14 protein-coding genes are annotated in these 15,986 nt (G+C 60.1%); 10 read left to right on the top strand and 4 right to left on the bottom strand.

The genetic code is table 11. From position 1 onward, the window contains the following. Positions 1–10 precede the first annotated feature (10 nt). From GH665_RS10620 to GH665_RS10585, 8 genes are all read left to right on the top strand, one after another. Complete coding sequence (locus tag GH665_RS10620; protein WP_153135831.1) at positions 11–361, top strand: RHS repeat domain-containing protein; 351 nt, start codon at positions 11–13, stop codon at positions 359–361. Positions 362–398: 37 nt separating this feature from the next. Then, entirely contained in the window at positions 399–4,040 is a 3,642-nt protein-coding gene (locus tag GH665_RS10615; RefSeq protein ID WP_153135830.1) for an RHS repeat-associated core domain-containing protein, read from the top strand. 16 nt (positions 4,041–4,056) lie between these two features. Then, the gene (locus GH665_RS10610) at positions 4,057–4,452 is read left to right on the top strand and encodes a hypothetical protein (RefSeq protein WP_153135829.1); all 396 of its coding nucleotides are present in this window, start codon (positions 4,057–4,059) and stop codon (positions 4,450–4,452) included. Between the two features lie 87 nt (positions 4,453–4,539). Further along, positions 4,540–6,057, top strand: a complete 1,518-nt coding sequence (locus GH665_RS10605) for an RHS repeat-associated core domain-containing protein (RefSeq protein WP_153138373.1) — start codon at positions 4,540–4,542, stop codon at positions 6,055–6,057. Further along, a complete protein-coding gene (locus GH665_RS10600) occupies positions 6,047–6,478 on the top strand; it encodes a hypothetical protein (protein ID WP_153135828.1) in 432 nt (143 codons plus the stop codon). Before GH665_RS10605 ends, GH665_RS10600 begins: the two co-directional genes overlap by 11 nt. Positions 6,479–6,644: 166 nt before the next feature. Continuing rightward, the gene (locus GH665_RS10595) at positions 6,645–6,863 is read left to right on the top strand and encodes an RHS repeat-associated core domain-containing protein (RefSeq protein WP_167530939.1); all 219 of its coding nucleotides are present in this window, start codon (positions 6,645–6,647) and stop codon (positions 6,861–6,863) included. A gap of 115 nt (positions 6,864–6,978) precedes the next feature. Further along, a complete protein-coding gene (locus GH665_RS10590; protein ID WP_153135827.1) occupies positions 6,979–7,497 on the top strand; it encodes a hypothetical protein in 519 nt (172 codons plus the stop codon). An 884-nt stretch (positions 7,498–8,381) separates the two neighbouring features. Next, a complete protein-coding gene (locus GH665_RS10585) occupies positions 8,382–8,843 on the top strand; it encodes a hypothetical protein (protein WP_153135826.1) in 462 nt (153 codons plus the stop codon). Between the two features lie 159 nt (positions 8,844–9,002). On the opposite strand, the gene GH665_RS10580 is transcribed toward GH665_RS10585, so the two are convergent. Further along, positions 9,003–10,196, bottom strand: a complete 1,194-nt coding sequence (locus GH665_RS10580; protein WP_153135825.1) for an acyltransferase family protein — start codon at positions 10,194–10,196, stop codon at positions 9,003–9,005. A gap of 252 nt (positions 10,197–10,448) precedes the next feature. Here GH665_RS10580 and GH665_RS38735 point away from each other — a divergent pair, with 252 nt between their 5' ends. Beyond that, entirely contained in the window at positions 10,449–10,592 is a 144-nt protein-coding gene (locus GH665_RS38735; RefSeq protein WP_167530938.1) for a hypothetical protein, read from the top strand. A gap of 309 nt (positions 10,593–10,901) precedes the next feature. Further along, entirely contained in the window at positions 10,902–11,819 is a 918-nt protein-coding gene (gene galU, locus GH665_RS10575) for a UTP--glucose-1-phosphate uridylyltransferase GalU (protein ID WP_106353119.1), read from the top strand. A gap of 185 nt (positions 11,820–12,004) precedes the next feature. Here galU and GH665_RS10570 read toward each other — a convergent pair whose 3' ends face one another. From GH665_RS10570 to glcF, 3 genes are all read right to left on the bottom strand, one after another. Next, complete coding sequence (locus GH665_RS10570) at positions 12,005–14,179, bottom strand: malate synthase G (protein WP_153135824.1); 2,175 nt, start codon at positions 14,177–14,179, stop codon at positions 12,005–12,007. A 104-nt stretch (positions 14,180–14,283) separates the two neighbouring features. After that, positions 14,284–14,688, bottom strand: coding sequence for a heme-binding protein (locus GH665_RS10565; protein WP_028196523.1), 405 nt, complete (start codon positions 14,686–14,688; stop codon positions 14,284–14,286). A 19-nt stretch (positions 14,689–14,707) separates the two neighbouring features. Further along, positions 14,708–15,976, bottom strand: coding sequence for a glycolate oxidase subunit GlcF (glcF, locus tag GH665_RS10560; RefSeq protein WP_153135823.1), 1,269 nt, complete (start codon positions 15,974–15,976; stop codon positions 14,708–14,710). Positions 15,977–15,986 lie beyond the last annotated feature (10 nt).

Raw genomic sequence — 15,986 nt, 5'->3', positions numbered from 1 at the left:
AGGAGATGCGGTGAGTATTCCTATTGAGCGTCATCCCAAGGCGTCCGTGGCAACCGTCCGAGGCGTGGTTGCCACGGCACTGATTGCTGGCACGGCGCTGTTGCCTTTTCTCTGTCATGCCGACGACATCACCTACGGCTACGACGCCTTGGGCCGGTTGACGTCGGTCGCCGTGTCTGGCGCCACCGCGTATTACGACTACGACGCGGCGGGCAACATCACGGCAATCCGGCGGCAGGGTGGGGTGGCTTCTGCGGTGCCGGTGAGCGGCACGGGTTCTCCGCCGGCTGCGGATGCCGGTAATCCGGCATTGTCGTCAATCCCGACTCAGACCAGCGCGCGCCAGGTTCGCGGCGCCTGATCTTCCGGGTTCCTTCCCCCGCCTCTCCCAGATCCTTATGCACACTATCGATGCCCTCACGGCGCGTCGGGTCCTCCTGCGCCCGTTCGTGCTGTTCTTCTTCGTGCTGCTGTCGTGGTTTGTCACGCCGCACGCGCATGCTGTCGAGTGTCCCAGCCGCTACGCCGCTTCCGGCGCGTACCCTGCCGATCCGATGTGCCCGCTCAAGGCCGCTGCCGCTGACTTCGGCGGCATGGGCGGCTACGTCTGTGGCGATCCTTCGGTGATCGCGAGCTATTGCAGCGGTCCGTCGGCCACCGACACGACCGAACCGGTTGCGCCCGAGGGCAGCATGCCGGACGACCAGGACAACTGCGCGGCCGACGCCACTGCCGGGTGTGGCAGCAGCACGTCGGGCGGTGAGCCGGTCAACCTGTACACCGGCCAGTTCTATTTCTTCCGCCACGATCTGGCGGTGACCGACACGCTGCCGCTGGATCTTGCCCGCACCTACCGTAGCGGCGCTTACGACGGTAGCGGGCGGCCGCTGGTGGGCGCGTTCGGCGTCGGCGGCGGCCTGGGCTTCGACACGATCCTCGCGATGAGCACGGACCGCCAGCGCCTCGAACTTCGCCAGGCCACCGGCATCCGCGTGCCGTTCACGCCGCGCGCGGGCAGCGGCGGCAAGGGCTGGGACGATCTGACCAGTCCCGGCGAGTACTACCGTGCCCGCATCGACGCGGCCGGCACGACCGGCCTGACGCTGACGCTGCGCGATGGCCGCATCCAGCGCTTTACGTCGATGGGCGGCGTGTACCGCCTGAGCCGTCTCGAGGACCGCAACGGGAATGCTGTCGTGATCGCCCGTGACAGCAGTACGGGCGCGATCACCAGCGTGAGCGGCCCCAATGGCCGCACGCTGACGTTCACGTCGATCGTGGGGGCGCGCGGCACGCCGCTCATTTCGCGCGTGACCGACCCGCTGGGCCGCCAGGTGAGCTACACGTACGACAGCGCGGACCGTCTGGTTCAGGTGAGCGACGCAGCCGGCGGCATCTGGAAATACGGCTGGGACAGCAACTCACGCCTTGCAGTCATCACCGATCCCGAGGGCAACCTCCAGGTCGCCAGCACCTACGACGGCAACGATCGGGTCATTGCCCAGAAACTCGCGGACGGCAGTACCTTTGCGTTCGCCTATACGCTGGGCGGCGGCAAGGCGACGCAGACCGACGTAACCGACCGGCGCGGCAGCATCCGCCGCGTGGAGTTTGACGCAAACGGACGGGTGGTGCGCAACACCTATCCGCTGGGTGACACCACGCAGCAGGTGCAGACCTTCACGTACGACGCGACGGGCCGGGTGACGAACCTGACGGCAGGCGATCGCCAGTACACCTATGGCTACGACACGAACGGCAATCGCATCAGTGAGGCCGATCAGTACGGCACGCTGCACACACGCACCCATGACAGCTACAGCCAGGTCCTGACGGACGCGGAGGCGGGCGATCCGCAGCGCGGCGTGGCCACCGGCTACACGTACGACGCGAAGGGCAACCTGCTGACGGTCACTGACCGGCTGGGTAAGCGCACGACTTTCACGGTCGACGCGCAGGGTCGCGTCCTGACGGTGACCGATGCCTTGAAAGGCATCACACGTTACACCTATAGCGGCGGCGACCTGACGGCTGTCACCGATCCGCTGAACCGCACCACGCAGTACACGACGGATGCGGCAGGCCGTGTGACGGCGGTGCAGGACCCGCTGGGCAACAGGACGAAGCGCACCCTCGACGCGCTGGACCGCACGACCGATATCACCGATGCACTGAACGGCGTGACCCGCTTCACGTGGGACCGCAACGGGCACCTGCTCAGCCAGAGCGACCCGAAGGGCGTGACCACGCGCTACACCTATAACGCCATCGGCCGTCCGGTGAGTAAAACCGACCCGCTGGGCCACAGTGAGACGTACACGTGGACCAGTGCGGGGCAACTGGCCAGCGTGACCGACCGCAAGGGGCAGGTCACTACATACAGGTATGACGCGGCGGGGCGCCTGGTGTCGAAGGTGGCGTCGCCGTCGTCCACCGCGGGCTTCATCCGGTCGTGGAGCTACGCCTGGGACAGCGCGAACGGCCATCTGATGGGGGTCACGCAGAACACGGCGCGCGATCCGTCGGTGAAAGAGATCTCGATGAAGATCTATGCCTACGACGCACTCACCGGCAAGCTGGCCAGGGAAGACCAGACACCGATCGTGCCGGGGCAGACCATCCAGTACGCGTATTCCCCCGCGAGCCGCGAACTGGAGCGCCTGCTGCTCGACCGCGTGACGGTGCAGTACACACGCGACGCGGCACACCGGCTCACGCAGGTGCAGTACCAGCTGAACGACGGCACGGTGAAGACCTTCGGCTTCGCCTACGACGCACTGGGCCGGCGCAGCCAGGCGTCGCTCGCCAACGGCATCGCCATCGGGTACACGTGGGACGCGGCGAGCCAGTTGACGGGCATCACGTACCGTCGCGCGGACGGCAGCGTGCTGGGCGACCTGACCTATGGATACGACCTGGCGGGGCGTCGCACGAAGATGGGCGGCAGTCTGGCGAAGACGGCGCTGCCGCAACCGGTCGGAGACGCGCAGTACAACGGCGCGAACCAGCTCACGCGCTGGGCGGGCTTCACGTTCACGTACGACCTGAACGGCAACCTGACGGGCGACGGCGAGAACCAGTACGGCTGGGATATCCAGGACCAGCTGCAGTCGCTGACGCGGCAGGCGGGAGCGTGGAACGCGTCGTACGTGTATGACATGTTCGGCCGCCGGCGGTGGGCGCAGATCAACAGCCAGCGCACGGACTATTTCAGCGCTGGCGACGACCTGAGCCTGGTGAACACGGACAACGACTGGGCGCACCGCACGCGCCAGTTCTCGCTGTTCGGCGAGGGCGCATCGGACGAGTTGATGTTCCGCCGGATCGGCGACGATGCGAGCCAGGACCGGTATGTCCTGCGCGACGCGAACAACAACGTCATTGCGCTCACGGACGCGAACCAGCAGATCGTGACGCGGTATACGTACGAGCCGTATGGCCGGACCACGCAGAGCGGCACGGCGGATAGCAATCCGCAGCAGTACACGGCGCGGGAGAATGATGGGACGGGGCTGTATTACTACCGGAACCGGTATTACAGCCCACAAACCGGGCGGTTCATTAGCGAAGACCCCATAGGCTGGGCAAGTGGGCAGACGAATGCGTATGCTTATGTGGGCGGCAATCCGGTTTCGTACAGTGATCCGTCGGGCCTGCAGGTACCGTTCCCATACACGCCGGTCCCACCGCCGCCGGGCGCAGGGTCAAACACACCGTCCTGGGTTTCTCCGCCGTGGGGTGCTCAGGGGGCTAGCGACTGGATCAGGGATACCGTTGGCGGGATATTCTCGAACGGTGACGCCGATAGTCCTGTTGTCTATCCGAACAATCCGGATAAAGCCGATGATGGCGTATTCACGCCAATTAACGGAACTCCCGGAAAGCAATGTAACGATGGCTCAGTCTGGGAGCGTGATAAGTCGGGTCACGGCAACCGCGATGGCGATGGCAGTCAGTGGAAGCGCTGGCCAGACAGGAAGTCGTGGGAGAAGGGGCGGACGCCCCAGAGCATCTGGCCCGATGGGCGTATCCGGAAATAGGGAGCAGAGGGAATCTATGTCGGTTAAGTTCAACGATCTACTGGCTAGAGCTCTGGCGGAGTGGCCCTCGGAGATCGACATCAATCCTATGTTGAGGAGCGATCCGATATCGAATAGGTATTCCGTTAGTGGTCTTGGCGAAATGGCCGATGCGATCGGAGATCGATATATTGGGTCCGCAGAAGAAATCTTCATGCGAAATTTGCATTGGGTGATCTTTGAGGTGCTGCGTGGTGCGACAGCCAACGTCACTAGAATTAAGATAAGTGACTTGAGCCCCGATGCAGTTCGAAGCGGATTTGAAAGAAATCTGAAGCGGTGTATGGAAGTGCCGGACTTGGGCTATCCGCCAACCGCTATCGAACTTGGCAAGCGCTACTTCGCTGAGAACGGGGAAGGTGGTGCAGACTAGTCTCAAGTTCATTCGCTCGAACTTAGTGATATCACGTCGCAGAGTGCCTGGAAAGATCCGTACTTCACGGACAACGCTGCGGTGCTGATGGTTAAACGCGATCCGGTCAGCGGCAAGGTGGCGGACGTGCAGGAGTTCCCCAATCTGCCCGGGCACCAGACACAGCAGTATGGATATGCCCAGGACAGCCGCGACCTGACGCGTGTGGTGCTGAACGACGCGACAGTAGACTACATGCGCGACGCGGAACACCGGATCACGCAGGCGCAGTACACGCTAAACGATGAAGCGCCGAAGACATTTACCTTTGCCTACGACGCCCTGGGCCGCCGGTCGAAGGCGACGCTGGGCAATGGCATTGCGATTGCCTACACGTGGGACGCCGCCGGCCAGCTGACCGGGATCACATACGGCAGGAGCGACGGCACAACGATTGGCACACTGACGTACACCTATGATGCGGCCGGCCGCCGGACCGGCATGGGCGGCTCGCTCGCGAAGACAACACTGCCGCAACCGGTCGCTGACGCGCAGTACAACGGCGCGAACCAGCTCACGCGCTGGGCGGGAAAGACGTTCACCTATGACGCGAACGGCAGCCTCACCGGCGACGGTGTGAATCGCTACGGCTGGGGCGTGACTGGCGAGTTCAGTCAGATCGACAGCGCCGACGGCAGCAGTATCCAGTACCAGTACGACGTGCTGGGGCGCCGCAAGCGGATGATTGCGAACGGCAGCAGGACGACAGACTACCTGAACGTGGGCGACGATCTGGCGCTTGCGAACACGGACGACGACTGGTCGCACCGGCTGCAGCAGTTCCCGCTGTTCGTCGGGGGTGCGCCGGACGAATTGCTGATGCGGCGCATTGGTGATGATCCGGCAACCGACCGCTACGTGCTGCGCGACGCGAACAACAACGTGATTGCGCTGACCAATGCGGGGCAGAACATCGTCACGCAGTACCGCTACGAGCCTTACGGACAGACGACGCTGAGTGGCGCAGCGGATGCGAACCCGCAGCAGTACACCGGGCGGGAGAATGATGGGACGGGGCTGTATTACTATCGGAGTCGGTACTACCACCCCGCAACGGGCAGGTTCATCAGTGAAGATCCGATCGGGTGGGCGAGTGGGCAGACGAATGCGTATGCCTACGTCAATGGAAATCCCATGTCGCTGTATGACCCTTACGGGCTATGGAGCATTAGCGCTGGCGGCTACGTAGTCGTTGGTGGGCAGGTCACTGTCTATGGGGATGGCTTAAATATTACGGGCGTTGGAGGACGCGGTGGCTTCGGGGTGGGTGGGGGAGTTAGTTATGACCCAAACGGCTCGCCTCCAAGCAGAAATAGTACGGGTTCATCTGTCACTATCGGTGGCTTTGCGGAGGCCGGCGCTAGTTGGGGGCCCTTTGCCACAAACGTTGGGGTCTCCAATGGAATGGAGTTCAACGGGTCCGGTTCTTCAGGACTTCCGGGATTCGGAGGAAGGCCTTATCGCGGGTCGGGAAGTGGCGTTTCAATTGGATTTCCGAGCGATGGATTTAGAGGCTCTGCCTGCGCAGCAGTTGGTATTGAGGTGACCAATACTCGTGGAAAATAAATTTATGATTTGGCCTGGGATCAAGACCGTAGTGCTGTTAGGCGCTTTGATCACAGGTCTTTTTGGATCCCCGGTTGACCATTTTCCCCTAGCGGTTAGGGCATTTATTGGACTTGTAGGAGCGGCAATGGGCGCGATATTTTCCTTGGGGTTTCTCCTGTTGCATCATGTTGTTTGGCCCAAAAAAAGAAAATGGGAGATGCCAGCATGGTCGAATGGTTTGGTGTCGCCGTGGCAATGGATACGTCTTTTCTCTATGGCGATCTTGTCAATAGGCGTTGGTCAGTGCGTGGCCATTTCTTTCAGATATGGCTGGCGTGAATCTACCCAATCATTAGTGTTTTTAGGAGTGGGGGCCGGGATGTGGGTGGGCGTACGATTCGGGTTTTTTATTTTTAGATCAAGAGTATCGGCCTCATGACGCTCAGAAATATCTGCGTAGAGCGTGCATCGGCCACCTGACACTGGCATGAGCGGCAATGAGCCATCTGTTCCTCGGCATACCCAAAATGTGGGGTACGGGCGTTCGAGGGTGCAACCATGATGCGACCTCCCAACTGTAAGCAGTATGAAATATTGCAACACCGTTGTACTACTATCTCAGTCGGTATTACAGTCCGGCGACTGGACGGTTCTTCAGCGAGGATCCGGTTCGCTGGGCGAGTGGGCAGACGAATGCGTACGCTTACGCGGGTGGCAATCCGGTTCAATTCAATGACCGTTCGGTTTCGAGTCAACAGGTACGCCGGGCAACAATCAAGCTCAAAACAAACAAGTTAGCGATATCGTTAGGGAACTCGGCTTGACCAAAGGTCAGCGTCGTAATTTGCATGACGCGATAACTGGTCAAGACTACGGCTACCATGAGATCAAAGCGATAGCGATTGAGATGTTTTGCCCGACCAATAACTAGGCGAAGGTATGTTGCGTGATGACATAAGAGATGCTTTTTCGGAGGTCTGCGGCCTGCCGACCTGGCTGGTCCGGAAAGGCGTCGGATCGTTCCTTACCCTGGAGTACGGTGACCCGCATCTGCAGATTCAGGAACCGCGTTGGTCTCGATCGGAGTTGCCTGAAGTTCGCAAGTCGGCAGATCGTCGTCGAGTAATCGTGTCTGGTCGGTGGCACCTTTGGATCTATATGTGCAACTGGACGATAAGCTCGAATGGTGCGTGGCTCGCGGACAACGAGGCGTCGAGCGAAGCCATCAATGAAGCATCGCGATATCTCGATGGGCAAATATTGCTGTCGGTCGAGGTCTTACCGGAAGATGTAAAGACGGTCTTTCGGTTTGATCTTGGCGGAGAGCTTGCAACATGGCCTTATCCGGACGAGGGAGGTCGACATGAGGAGCAGTGGCTACTCTACGACTATGAGGCGAAGCAGGTGCGGACGCTTAGAGGTGACGGGACTTGGCTTTGTGAGCCATTAGATGATTGATCTGTTGTTGCCGTTGCCGCATCGTGTCCAGCCGTACAAGATAAAGATTGAATTGCAAATTGTTATATTTGTTGTCTGTCACGGGTCTAGATAACAGAAGGGCCGCGTTTCGTGGTCCTTCTGCTTTTACCCAACATTGGGCTTGACGTACAAGTAACTTGTGCGGAGGTGGCGGTGTTGGGTATTCGGCCATATACCCGTGTCGATAGCTGACGACGTTAGACTTGGGGTTATTGCCCGCGGGGTGGTTGCTGCAGTTCGATGACGGGTTTACAGACCCGCAGGGCGGCCTTAACTGGGTACCGAATCCTAACCCGGGCGCAGGTGGTTCTAGCCATGGATGGCAGGATGACAAGGAGCGCGTATGCGAATGAGACAAGAATGGTGAGAACAGGCTATCGCGCCGGATATTGGATCATGGAACGGGACGACGGAACGGACGCTTGTATGGGCGACCTTGTCCAACACTGCGCGCAGTCGCTGGTAGGGCGGTATGTTGTCATAGCGAGCTGTGATAGCGGTTCATACACGCCAACCGACGATGAGCTTACAGCCGGGTGGAGGCAGGTTGGGGCGCTCGCGATTAGCCCGAAGGTGGAAACCGTCTCTCGGCTTCCGACGCCCGGCTTTGACGAGTGGTATGTCTACGACCGGAACGACGAGCCCGCACCCCACCTAAATTTTGTTAACCGTTGGGGATTTAGCGTGCTCAATTCGGACGATGAGCATACGGCCGCGTTCTGGGATCAAATTACGAGACTCGCCCCTCTGCACGTACTCGGAGCGGGATGTCCAACGTTGTTTCTGGTCACGCGCGATGAGCTGTTATTCAAGGCTATAGCAGCGGTGACCTGAACTGTGAGGCATCGCCGTGGTGTGCACGAATGCCCATCGACCCGCATTTCCCCAGCGTTGCCGCGCGGGTATCGCGCTTCCGTAAAATGAGGATACTTTCACGGCGTCGACGCTGGGCACATTGTCCGAACGATATGAACCCAAGGCGCGTACATACACTTTTCAAAAAACACTGTCCTGCAATCGATCTTGCGAGTTGTGAATGGACCCACATCATTCGTGACGGAGCGCTTCAACGGGATCTGCTTCAGCAACTTCTGGCAACGCTCGAAACTATGGACGTTCTAATTCATGTTCGTCGGAAGCTTGGAGATTTTCTTCCTTTGGACGAAGCCGTAGATTTTGTTTGTGAAAATTTCGGAAAAAGCAGCATACGAATCACTGATAGAAACTTCACTCGATTTGTCATCGTCGCGCAAAACGGCGTCGCCGCTACTTGGCCGATTCACATGAACTGGGAAGCGGGGGCGTACGCACAAGCAAAGTTTTGACAAAATGACGCCTGCAGCGAAATTAATTTGAGTTTTTTTCGGCCTCGCAAAAGTGATGCCGGGAGGGCTTATCGATGACGGTGCATCTTGCAAGCCGCTGATCTCCCCGCTAAACATTGACGATCACCCCCAACTAAAAAAGCCTGCAACACATCCTTTTCATCGCGGCTTGAAGCTTGCCGACCATTTCATCGCCGGTAATTCAACTAGCCGGTAGAACAGGTAAGCCACCGGCACGGCGACCAGCATGTATCCGAACGACGGCCAGATCGACATTTGCAGCGACGAGCGGAACAGGATCGACGACAGCAGCACGAAGATCGGCAGATGGATCAGATACAGCGAGAAGCTGAAATCGCCAAAGCGCGACAGGAGACGCATGCCGGCCGAATCGGCCGCAGCGCTCTGAGGGCGTTCCAGCGCCTTATACAGATAGAACGCGAAGCCGAGCGCCCAGAACTGGAACGCGCCGTATTGGCCGAAGTGAAACGCCACACAGCCAAGCGCAATGAACGCAACAGCCAGCACATAAAGCCAGGCGGACGAACGTGCATTGGGCGCCGTGCGGGCTTTCGCATCGGCAATCCACGCGCCAAGCATCCAGGAGAACCAGTACGACGTGAAGAACTGGATATCGTGACGCTCGAGCACATAAGCGGACACCCCGTTAATCACTGCGACAATCGCCAGCACCGAGGTCATGCCCAAACGCCGGCGCAGCGCGAATAGCAACGGGTAGATCGCGTAAAACTGCACTTCGAGCGACAGTGTCCAGAGCGCGCCGTTCGATCCATAGGTCTTGCCGGCCACGCCTTGCAATGAAAACAGGTTGACCAGAAACGCCTGCAGACCAATCTCGCGAATCTTGTGACTGACCGGCGGCAACTGCAAGCTGACCCAGTCGAGTGCGAGCGTCAGTATCAATGCAGCAAGCAGCACCGGATAAATACGCGCGAAACGGCGCACCCAGAAATTGGCCGCGTCGAGCCGGTAGTCGGGATTTTTTGCGAGGCGCAGTGCGCCGCCGCGATGAATGCAGTAACCGCTGATCACGAAGAAAATCGGCACGCCGGCCGAGCCCCACGCAATCGGAAACGTCAGATAAGCTGCAATCGTACTCAGATTGAATAAATGGCCGACGCTCTGGTGAAACGCCTGCATACCGACCCATTCGACCTGGCGGCAATGGAAATACGCGACCAGAAGCGCGGCAAAGCCTCGCATTGCGTCGATCACATGTTCCTTGCCGGCGCTGTCGGCGCGCGCTTCGCTGCGGGCGCGCAGCGTGGCGGCCGGCTGTGATGGGGAGAGGGGCAGGGATGAGCCGGCGGCATCCAGTGCAGGGTCGCTCATACGCGGTCCTTATTCTGAAGAAGGAAAATGCTTATTCCCGGACGCTCCGTACGCGCCCGCGATGCATCACATGCTAGTGCACCGCGGAGGCAAAAAATCGATAAAAAATTGCGTATCAAATGGCATCAGATGGGAATCAAATGGCGGTTTTGTGACGAATTGTAATTACGCACAAGCATTTGCTACGGCGAATTATTTGCCGATTTTTTCGTGCTAATTTAAATCACGGATTCTCTGACCTGGGGTGAAGTCATGAACCTGCATTTACTCGCCGGCATTGCCGTGCTGCTGATCCTCGTCGCCGCCTCCGCGTACCGGGAGGCGCTACGCAACGAACCGATTCGCCGTTTTCGCATCAATCCGGGCAAGCTGCCGCAAGTCGACGAGAACGAGTGAGCAGCACCAGAACGGTGACCGCCGTTCACCGCGCCCGACGCTGTTCTGGGGCCGGATGGGCCGGCATGCTGGAGCGCGGGCACGTAAGATTTTCGGAATTTTCGAAAATAATTCAATTTGAATATGTAAATGTTTCCTGAATCACAACGTGATCCGTAATTTCGAAAAAAATTAATCAATTTATTTATTCGAGGCGGAAAAATTAACACATGAAATGGATTGAATTTTTTTGTTAGCCATTTCAGCGACATCGAGTGGCCGCCAGGCCCGCGAGCACACTAATTTCTAACCGATGTGGGAATACCTACCATGCTGAAAGTCACCAAAGCCGTGTTTCCCGTAGCGGGCCTCGGGACACGATTCCTGCCGGCAACCAAAGCAAGCCCGAAGGAAATGCTGCCGATCGTCGACAAGCCGCTGATCCAGTACGCGGTTGAAGAGGCGATTGCCGCCGGCATCACCGAAATGATCTTCGTGACGGGCCGCAGCAAACGCGCCATCGAAGACCACTTCGATAAATCCTACGAGATCGAAGCGGAACTTGAAGCGCGCAACAAACAGAAGCTGCTCGACCTCGTGCGCAGCATCAAGCCGGCTAATGTGGACTGCTTTTATGTGCGTCAGGCCGAGGCGCTCGGTTTGGGGCACGCGGTGCTGTGCGCCGAAAAACTGGTGGGCGAGAGCCCGTTCGCCGTGATTCTGGCGGATGACTTGCTGCACAGCACGAAGCCGGTCATGAGCCAACTTGTCGACACGTTCAATCACTATCACAGCTCGGTGATCGGTGTCGAAACCATCGCGCGCGAAGACAGCCGCTCGTACGGTGTCGTGGATGGCAAGGAATGGGAAGACAACGTGATCAAGCTGTCGGGCATCGTCGAAAAACCGGCGCCGGACAAGGCACCCTCGAATCTCGGCGTGGTGGGCCGCTACGTGCTGATGCCGACCATCTTCAAGCATATTCGTGCGCTCAAGCCGGGGGCAGGTGGCGAGCTGCAATTGACCGACGCGGTGCAATCGTTGCTGACCGAAGAACAGGTGCTCGCCTATCGCTACTTCGGCACGCGCTTCGATTGTGGCAGCAAGCTCGGCTATCTGAAGGCGACCGTGGAATTCGCGCTGCGTCATCCTGAAGTGAAGGCGGATTTCGAAGCGTATCTGCAAACCTACATGCAGGCGAATATGCAGGCCAGCGTGCCTGCGCAGTACACGGCTGAAGCGGCTTAAGGTGTAAGAGGTCTGGCCTTGAGCGCCGCAACTGTTTCACGCAGCAGCAACGCGCAGTACGATCGCGCAAATTAAAACGGGCGCCGCATCACGCGGCGCCCGTCTTTCTTTCCGGTTTGTTTCGCGTCCGGGATCCACTGGGTCCAAAAATCGAACCCCGGATCCGGGCTACGCCTCAAAACCCTTTACTGCGCCTTCTTCACTTCCAGCCGGAACTTGTGCAGCAACGGTTCCGTATAGCCGCTCGGCTGTTGACGTCCTTCGAACACCAACGCCTGCGCGGCCTTGAACGCCAGCGTGTCGAAGCCCGGCGCCATTGGTTTGTAGTGCGGATCGCCCGCGTTCTGCTCGTCGACTACCTTCGCCATGCGTCTGAAAGTTTCTTCGACCAGTTCGCGGGTCACCACGCCGTGATACAGCCAGTTCGCGATGTGCTGGCTGGAGATGCGCAACGTGGCACGGTCCTCCATCAAACCGACGTTGTGAATATCCGGCACCTTCGAGCAGCCCACGCCCTGATCGACCCAGCGCACCACGTAGCCGAGAATGCCCTGCACGTTGTTATCGAGTTCGCTGCGGATCTCGTCGGCGTTCCACTTCGCCTCGGCGACGACCGGAATCGTCAGCAGGCCATCGAGCAGTTCGTCGCGCACGTTCGCGTAGTCCGTGCGTTCGAGTTCCTGCTGAACCGCTTGCACGTCGACTTGATGGTAATGCAGTGCGTGCAGCGTCGCGGCGGTCGGCGAGGGCACCCATGCGGTGTTCGCACCGGCCTTCGGATGCGCGATCTTCTGTTCGAGCATGGCGTGCATCAGATCGGGCATTGCCCACATGCCCTTGCCGATCTGCGAGCGGCCGCGCAAGCCCGCGCTCAAACCGACCAGCACGTTGCTGCGCTCGTACGCGGTAATCCATGCGCTCGACTTCATGTCGCCCTTGCGCATCATCGGGCCGGCTTCCATCGCCGAGTGCATTTCATCGCCGGTGCGGTCGAGGAAACCCGTGTTGATGAACGCGACACGCTCAGACGCTTCGCCGATACAGGCGAGCAGGTTGACGCTGGTGCGGCGCTCCTCGTCCATGATGCCCATCTTGATCGTGTTGCGCGGCAGCTTCAGCAGGTCTTCGACGCGCGCGAACAGTTCGCTCGCGAAGGCGACTTCGGCCGGGCCGTGCATTTTCGGCTTCACGATATAGATCGAGCCGGTGCGCGAATTCAACTGGTGCTTGCGGTCGTGCAACGCGCACAGCGTGGTGATGACGGCGTCGAGAATGCCTTCCGGAATCTCCTGGCCGTCTTTGGTCAGCACGGCCGGATTCGTCATCAAATGGCCGACGTTGCGGATAAACAGCAGCGAGCGGCCGTGCAGCACGACCGGCGCGGTGCCGTTCGCGGCGGTGTACACGCGATCGGCGTTCAGACGGCGTGTGAAGGTCTTGCCGCCCTTCGTGACTTCTTCCGTCAGATCGCCGGTCATCAGGCCGAGCCAGTTGCGATAGAGCTGGACCTTGTCGTCCGCATCCACGGCTGCAACCGAGTCTTCGCAGTCGATGATGGTGCTCACCGCGGCTTCGACCAGCACGTCTTTCACGTGCGCCGAATCGGTCTTGCCGATCGAATCGTTCGCGTCGATCTGGATTTCGAAGTGCAGGCCGTTATGCTTCAGCAACACAGCGGACGGCGCGCTTGCATCGCCTTGATAGCCGATGAATTGCGCGGGCGTCTTCAATTCGGTCTTGCCGCTCTTCAGCGTGACGACCAGCTTGCCGTCTTCGACGCTATACAACGTGGCGTCGGCGTGCGAGCCGTTCGCGAGCGGGGCGGCCTGATCGAGAAACTTGCGCGCATAAGCGATCACCGCGGCGCCGCGCACCGGATTGAAGGCCTTCTGCTTTTCCGCGCCATTGCTCTCGGGGATCGCATCAGTGCCGTACAGCGCGTCGTACAGGCTGCCCCAGCGTGCGTTGGCGGCGTTGAGCGCATAGCGCTGGTTCGACAGCGGCACCACGAGTTGCGGGCCGGCCTGTTCGGCGATTTCGGTGTCCACGTGGTCGGTCGTGGCTTTGACGCTCGCCGGCGACGGCACGATGTAGCCAATGCCTTCGAGGAAGGCGCGGTACGCGCGCAGATCGCGTACCGGACCCGGATTGGCACGGTGCCAGGCGTCGAGTTCGGTTTGCAGGCGGTCGCGCTCGGCGAGCAGCGCACGGTTCTTGGGCGCCAGCTCGTGCACGAGGGCGTCGAAACCTGACCAGAATGCGGCGCTGTCGAGTCCGGTGCCGGGCAGGGCTTCGGTTTCGACGAACTGGTCGAGGTTGGCGGCGACTTGCAGTCCACCGCGCGGGTTCATCTGAGTCATCGACTGCTCCATCCTTGAATGGGACCGATGTGGGGGCACCGGTCCGTGTTGTGCTTCCTGCTTTTATTGATGCCGCTTTGAACGAATCCGAACGGATCTCGAACTTAAGCGGCGATCGCTTGAATACCCGCCTTGGCGATTTGCGCGTCCTGATCCGACTTGACGCCCGATACGCCGACCGCGCCGACCACCTGGCCGTCGACGATCACCGGCACGCCGCCTTCCAGCGTACCTTGCAACGGCGCACTCAGGAATGCCGTGCGGCCATTGTTGATCATGTCTTCATACACCTTGGTTTCACGGCGGCCGATCGCCGAGGTGCGAGCCTTTTCCGTCGCGATGTACGAGCTGGCCGGCGCGCTGCCGTCCAGACGCAGCATGCCGAGTTGATGGCCGCCATCGTCCACCACTACGATAGCGACGGCCCACTGGTTCTTCTCGGCCTCCGCGCGGGCGGCTTCGAGGATTCGGGTCGTTTCGGCAACAGTCAACACGGGTTTGCTCAGCATAATGAATTTCCTGTTTCGTTTATGGTAGGGATGCTTCTACAAGTTCTATCCAGTGGCGCACCGGAGTGCGCCCGGCGCCGTTCAGATGGGTCTGGCAACCGATGTTGGCCGTGACGATCATCTCCGGCTTGCCGCTTTCCAGTGCATCGAGCTTGTTGTTGCGTAACCGTTCTGCAAGCTCTGGCTGGGTGATCGAATACGTGCCCGCCGATCCGCAGCACAGATGGGCATCGGGCACGGCGGCGAGATCGAAACCGAGCCGTTGCAGGACCGACTCGACCGCACCGCCCAGCTTCTGCGCATGCTGCAACGTGCAAGGGCAGTGAAACGCGATTTTCTGCGGCGCCTGATCGGGCAACTTCGTTGCCGCTCCGGCCGGCAATTGATTCGCCTGTAGCTGATCGAGCGGCTCGTTAGCCAATACCTCCACGAGGTCTCGCGTCAGCTCGCTGACCCGCTGCGCTTTTGACGCATAGCGAGGGTCGTGGCGCAGCAGATGCCCATACTCCTTGACGAACGCGCCGCAGCCGCTCGCGGTTTGCACGATCGCTTCGGCACCGGCCTCGATAGCGGGCCACCACGCGTCGATATTGCGCCGTGCCCGCGCAAGGCCTGCCTCCTGCGCATTCAGATGATAATCGGTCGCCCCGCAACAACCGGCCCGGCGGGCATTCACGATACTGATGCCCAGCCGGTCCAGCACGCGCGCGGCGGCCGCGTTGGTGTTCGGTGACAGCGCGGGTTGCACGCAGCCTTCCAGCATCAGCATTTTGCGCGGATGCCGCGACGCCGGCCTCGGTTCCGTCCCAGCATTTGGCCGAGCGCCTCGCTTGGGGATTTTACGTCCAAGCGCGGCTGGAAGAAACGGCCGCATGGCCTGGCCGGTCTTAAGCAGCGCCCCGAACACCGCCGGATGCGGGATTACCCGGCGCAAACCCTCGCGCAGCAGGCGTTCCGAGGCGGGCCGAACAATCCGCCGCTCCAGTTCGGCGCGGCCGATGTCCAGCAGCGCATGGTAGGTGACACCCGATGGGCAGGTGGTTTCGCAGTTGCGGCAGGTCAGGCAACGGTCGAGGTGCAACTGGGTTTTCTGCGTGACCGGCTCGCCTTCCAGCATCTGTTTGATCAGATAGATACGGCCGCGCGGGCCATCGAGTTCATTGCCGAGCAACTGATAGGTCGGGCAGGTCGCGTTGCAGAAGCCGCAATGCACGCACGAGCGCAGGATCTGTTCGGCTTCGTCGGCGCGCGACAGGGTTTTGGCGGCTTCGCTGAGATTGGTTTGCATGGTGTCGTTC

The sequence above is a fragment of the Paraburkholderia agricolaris genome (assembly GCF_009455635.1).
GTDB lineage: Bacteria > Pseudomonadota > Gammaproteobacteria > Burkholderiales > Burkholderiaceae > Paraburkholderia > Paraburkholderia agricolaris.
This window is presented reverse-complemented; position numbering and strand designations above follow the sequence as displayed.

Excerpts from the sequence above, each read along its gene's own strand:
- glcF (WP_153135823.1), bottom strand. The coding sequence starts at position 15,976 with ATGCAAACCAATCTCAGCGAAGCCGCCAAAACCCTGTCGCGCGCCGAC.
- GH665_RS10585 (WP_153135826.1), top strand. The coding sequence starts at position 8,382 with ATGCCCATCGACCCGCATTTCCCCAGCGTTGCCGCGCGGGTATCGCGC.
- GH665_RS10605 (WP_153138373.1), top strand. The coding sequence starts at position 4,540 with ATGGTTAAACGCGATCCGGTCAGCGGCAAGGTGGCGGACGTGCAGGAG.
- GH665_RS10570 (WP_153135824.1), bottom strand. The coding sequence starts at position 14,179 with ATGACTCAGATGAACCCGCGCGGTGGACTGCAAGTCGCCGCCAACCTC.
- GH665_RS10610 (WP_153135829.1), top strand. The coding sequence starts at position 4,057 with ATGTCGGTTAAGTTCAACGATCTACTGGCTAGAGCTCTGGCGGAGTGG.
- GH665_RS10590 (WP_153135827.1), top strand. The coding sequence starts at position 6,979 with ATGTTGCGTGATGACATAAGAGATGCTTTTTCGGAGGTCTGCGGCCTG.
- GH665_RS10580 (WP_153135825.1), bottom strand. The coding sequence starts at position 10,196 with ATGAGCGACCCTGCACTGGATGCCGCCGGCTCATCCCTGCCCCTCTCC.
- GH665_RS10615 (WP_153135830.1), top strand. The coding sequence starts at position 399 with ATGCACACTATCGATGCCCTCACGGCGCGTCGGGTCCTCCTGCGCCCG.
- GH665_RS38735 (WP_167530938.1), top strand. The coding sequence starts at position 10,449 with ATGAACCTGCATTTACTCGCCGGCATTGCCGTGCTGCTGATCCTCGTC.
- GH665_RS10565 (WP_028196523.1), bottom strand. The coding sequence starts at position 14,688 with ATGCTGAGCAAACCCGTGTTGACTGTTGCCGAAACGACCCGAATCCTC.
- galU (WP_106353119.1), top strand. The coding sequence starts at position 10,902 with ATGCTGAAAGTCACCAAAGCCGTGTTTCCCGTAGCGGGCCTCGGGACA.